At 56.7% G+C, this 4,623-nt stretch carries 5 protein-coding genes and 1 pseudogene; all 6 read right to left on the bottom strand.

Translation table 11 applies throughout. The features are described 5' to 3' along the window. Positions 1-384: 384 nt before the first annotated feature. The 6 genes and pseudogenes from CCA01S_RS14945 to tnpA all read right to left on the bottom strand — a co-directional run bounded on the left by CCA01S_RS14945 (position 385) and on the right by tnpA (position 4,539). Complete coding sequence (locus CCA01S_RS14945; RefSeq protein WP_066459928.1) at positions 385-1,353, bottom strand: IS5 family transposase; 969 nt, start codon at positions 1,351-1,353, stop codon at positions 385-387. Positions 1,354-1,386: 33 nt separating this feature from the next. Further along, positions 1,387-1,920: a DUF4917 family protein gene (locus CCA01S_RS15495; protein ID WP_084386832.1), complete on the bottom strand. Its 534-nt coding sequence runs from the start codon at positions 1,918-1,920 to the stop codon at positions 1,387-1,389. Between the two features lie 177 nt (positions 1,921-2,097). Further along, positions 2,098-2,406: a hypothetical protein gene (locus CCA01S_RS14950; protein WP_066459929.1), complete on the bottom strand. Its 309-nt coding sequence runs from the start codon at positions 2,404-2,406 to the stop codon at positions 2,098-2,100. A gap of 10 nt (positions 2,407-2,416) precedes the next feature. Then, positions 2,417-3,718: pseudogene (tnpC, locus tag CCA01S_RS14955) on the bottom strand (IS66 family transposase); the annotation flags it as partial. 156 nt (positions 3,719-3,874) lie between these two features. Further along, on the bottom strand, positions 3,875-4,279 hold the full coding sequence (gene tnpB / locus CCA01S_RS14960) for an IS66 family insertion sequence element accessory protein TnpB (RefSeq protein WP_198150047.1): 405 nt from the start codon (positions 4,277-4,279) through the stop codon (positions 3,875-3,877). Further along, entirely contained in the window at positions 4,234-4,539 is a 306-nt protein-coding gene (gene tnpA, locus CCA01S_RS15905) for an IS66 family insertion sequence element accessory protein TnpA (protein ID WP_146030681.1), read from the bottom strand. The genes tnpB and tnpA overlap by 46 nt, the downstream gene beginning before the upstream one ends. Positions 4,540-4,623: the final 84 nt, after the last annotated feature.

The raw sequence follows: 4,623 nt of genomic DNA on the forward strand, positions 1-4,623 counted from the left end.
AGCCTTCAGTTATAAATAAAGGCTGCCACCCATCAAACCTTTGCTGACCTATTATTTCCTTAAAATTATCACCATCCCCAGTCGTCAACTTAAGCGCATCATATCCATAAATAGATGCCAAGTGGATTCCACCATGCAAAAAATATAGCTTTACCGCGATTGGATTTATTTTTGATATTCTGTAAACTTTGTCGTAAAAGAACCCAAGATCACCATTCTCATCCCTAGGGAAGGTCTGAATAAGCCGATTCCAGAATCCGCTTTTCCAGCCCAACCGACTCGATTTTCATAATGCAGAAAAATTGCTCAAAAATAGGCCAAAAGCGGGATAATTTTTACCCCGACAGACCCGTTTGGGGCGTTCTACGCCCATTCCGGGCGCACCTATCCTGCCGTAGCCATCAAATGGTGGCGTACCTTCCACAGGTTGGCCAGCGTAAACAGCATCTTCAACTGCGCCGTGTTCTTGGCCAGACCCCGGTAGCGCACCTTGGTGAATCCAAACTGGCATTTGATCACCCGAAATGGATGCTCTACCCGGGAGCGCAGGCTGGCCTTGGCCCGTTCGTACGATTCCAGCATCCGACCCATATTGCTGCGCCCCAACGCTCGCCGTTTGCCCGGACGCATGGCAATGTGCCACTGTACGTTGCGCCCCTGGTTCTCCTCTCGATCCTGGACGCCTCGGTAGCCCGCATCGCCCAGCACCAATTCTTCCTCACCGTGCAGCAGCGCATGGGCCTGCGTGACATCATGAACATTGGCTGCTGTACCCACCACAGTGTGCACCAAGCCGGTCATATCCACGCCAATGTGGGCCTTCATGCCAAAGTGCCACTGATTGCCCTTCTTGGTCTGATGCATCTCGGGATCCCGCGAGCCTGCAGCGTTCTTGGTCGAGCTGGGCGCTTCGATGATCGTGGCATCAATGATCGTGCCCTTGCGCACCGTGATGCCTTGGTCGGCCAGCAGCAGGTTCACCGCTTCGAGGGCGTCGGCTGCGATGTCGTGCTTCTCCAGCAGGTGGCGAAAATTCAGAATCGTCGTCTCGTCCGGAATGCTTCCACGCGTGAGCGACAGTTTGGCAAAGTTACGTATCGAGGTGCTGTCATACAGCGCCTCTTCCATCGCCGGGTCCGACAGGTTGAACCACTGCTGCATGAAGTGGATGCGCAGCATCACTTCCAGCGGGTAAGGCCTGCGTCCGTTGCCAGCCTTCGGGTAGTGGGGTTCGACCAAGTCGGCGAAGACCTTCCAGGGAACGGCCCGTTCCATCTCGGCCAGGAACTTCTCGCGGCGCGTCACCTTGCGCTTGCCTGCAAATTCGGCGTCGGAAAAGCTCAGCTGGCTCATTGGGGGCTTCCTGATTGGGTCTCGTTCAACAACCTACATTCTGACAGGTCCAGAGGACTTGTTCAGACCTTCCCTAGAAAAAAAATCAAAAAAAGAATCTTTTTTCATTTTATGAAGCAATGACCAATAAGATATTAAATCGTAATTTGTTGTGAACACGGAATCATAATTCAATAATTCATTCTTTATAGTTTCGCATTGTATTTCAGATTTTTTAGGATGAACTCTATCGACTGCAGATATTAACGATTTTTTAATATCAAAATACAACGACTCCAGCGCATCTTTGTTATCTATTGAAACCATCAACGCATGATAAACAGCCCTTAAAACATCTTCGAAATTATTCGTTTTAAGTCTATCAAATATATCCTTGACACACATATAGCAAGCTCCGTCATTCTCAACAAAATCCCTATAGAGATTGCTATAACTAAACCCTCTACTGACTCCTATACTAAACCCATTACCAAGCAGCAGTGCCATTTTGCTTGGTGAATCTTTTTTAACAAAATTCCAATCTCTTATTTCAATCATTTTTAATAAATTCCAGAACCAGTGATGCATCTTGCAACTTTCCTTGACGGAGGAGGGTGAAGCAACGACAGCGAAGATATAACCCGATTCAATGGGATGGTCACCGCTACCCGAATCGGCACCAATGCACCAGCGGCATTCGTCGGTAAGTGCGCCATAAACCCCATGGTTTCTCGCGACGGCGCTTGGCGGTAAAGTTCTCGTGCCTCAGCGACCGGGTTTACGCAGCAATCCTGGCGAGACTTTCCAGAGCATCTCGTCGTCGGTGCGCAGACTCACCGTTTTCTTATTCAACCGCAGAACCGTGCCATGTTTTTCCATACCATCGTTCGCTATAAAGCTGACCCGATCGCCCTGGGCAAACTGCGCCAACTGCACCGTGCTCCTGGCCTGATCCAGCAGATTCAGCCGCTCGACCACCATGCGGTTCAGGTATCGCAGATCGGCTTCGCTCATATGGCGCAAGGCCTCGGTGAACAATTCACGATCCAGAAGGGTTTTACGCTCGCTCGTCATGTCACAAGGTGTTGTCGATGGGCAGGTCGCCGCGCTCGGTGTAGCGTGTCAGCTTGTTCCAGTATCTGTCCAGATAGGCCAGCGCGCGGCCCAGCGCCAGGCCAGGCACGACCTGCGGGCGTGTCTTATCCAGCCAGCTCCGCAGTTCGGCCAGCACCGGCAGGCTATGCGCCTGGCGGGCGGCAAGGCGCTGCGCGTCGGTGGCGCTCTGGCACTCGCGTTCAATCCGATACAGTTTGCCGATCAGCGCAATGGCCTCATCGGCCCGCCCCCGCTTGCCCTTGCCCTGCACCTTGGCGGCCTCGACAAAGCCCCGGCGCGCATGCGCCCAGCACACCAGGTGCTCGACACCGTCGCTGCGGCCCACCGCGTTGTAGCCTTCATAGCCATCGGTCATCAAGTGACCTTGCCAGCCTTCCAGCAATCGCAACGGCACCTGCCCGGAGCGGCTCGCATCGTAGTCGTAGATCACCACCGGTCGCTCGGGCGGCCCGCCGGCCTGCACCCACATGTACGATTTGGATTCGGCGGACTTGCCCGTCTCCTTGAGCACCTGCACGGTTGTCTCGTCCATATGGATGACCGCACTGGCCAGCAGGTGATCGCGCAACAGATTGTGGATCGGCTGCAAGGCGCGCGCCGTGCTAATCACCCAGCGCGCCAGTGTCTGGCGCGGGACGGTCACGCCGCTGCGGGCCAGCACATGCTCGAAGCGCGCCAGCGGCAGCCCGTCCACATACTTGACCGTCAGCAGCATCGCCAGCAGATCGCCGCTGGCATTGCTCTTGGGCAAGACCTGAGCGGGCACCGGGGCGGTGACCGGCGCGGCGTCGCCGCCCGGGCAGGCGTAGCGTTTGCGCACGTGACGCAGCACCCGCACTTGCATGGGGATGATGTCCAGCTGTTCGCTCACGTCTTCACCGATCTGAACCATGAGCGTGCCGCAGGCGCAGGTGCGCTCGGCTTCAGGCACCTCATGCACGATGTCGATGCGCGGCAACTCCACCGGCAGCGGCTGGCGCTTGCCGCGCGCGGCGGGCTTGCGCGGCGCGCTGACCGAGGGCTGGGCGCTCGGTAGCGGTGCGAGCTCATCGGCCTCGGTCGTCTGGGCGCCCAACGCATCGGCCTCATCGAACAGTCGGAACTGCGTCGAGAGGGCTTCGCTACTGCGCCCGAACTGGCGGCGCCGACTGAGCACCAGCTGCTCGAACAACGCCTGGACGCGGGCAACCAGTTGTTCTTGCAGCTTGGCTTCGTAGCGGGCTTCGTATTCGGCATCCATCTGCTCGCGCAGCCGGGCTTGGAGACGCGCCTGCAAATGGATTTCGGCATGCGCCTGGATATCCCGCATCAGGCGTTTAAGCCCAGGCGTCACCGCTACGCCATACTTGGACGGATCGATTTCCGTCAAAGCGGTAGCGGGCATGGCGGTGGCTGAAGTCATGCCCGCCATTTTACCTTTTATGCCCTATGTCGTGGCCGCATAATGCAAGGTTTTATGCGGCTGATGCGCCCATAAATCGAAGCCTTCGAGCAGCCATTCCAACTCCTGCATCGTCAAGGTGCAGGTGGGCTGCTCTTGGGCTAACGTCGGCCAGGCAAAACGCTGTTTCTCCAGCCGCTTGTACCAAAGGCAGAAGCCATTGCGATGCCAATACAGCGCCTTGATCTTGTCGCGCTGGCGATTGATGAACACAAATAGCGCATCGCCAAACGGACTCATCTCCAGTTGCTGCTCGACCAGCGCCGACAAGCCCCCAATCGACTTCCTGAAATCCACCGGCTCGCGACACAGGTAGACGCTGCCTATGCGGCTGCCCGGGTGCATCAGCGCACCTGGCGCGAAACCGCCGCCGTCACTGCCGACAGCCACGAGGCCGGCGGCAGTGCGCCCAACTCCAACCGTACACCGGGCGCCAGCCAGACGGTACAGCGCTGGGCAGCCGTCTCTTCTTTGACTTGTACCGGCACCAAGGACACAGTCGGTGACGGTTGAACGGCTGGCTTCAGGCGCCTGCGCCAGTAATACAGCGTCGCCGCCGAGATCCCTTCGCGTCGCGCATACGCTTGCGTGCTAATGCCTTCGGCTTCGATCGCGGCTAAATGCGCGGCCCAATCCTTGGTGTCTGTCATCGGTCAATCCCAAAAAGTACGATGGCAGAACTATGCCCTTGGAAACTCAGTCAGGAAAGAATGGGGTTTATGGCGCACTTACCC

Source organism: Castellaniella caeni NBRC 101664, from assembly GCF_001592225.1.
Classification (GTDB): Bacteria; Pseudomonadota; Gammaproteobacteria; order Burkholderiales; family Burkholderiaceae_B; genus Castellaniella; species Castellaniella caeni.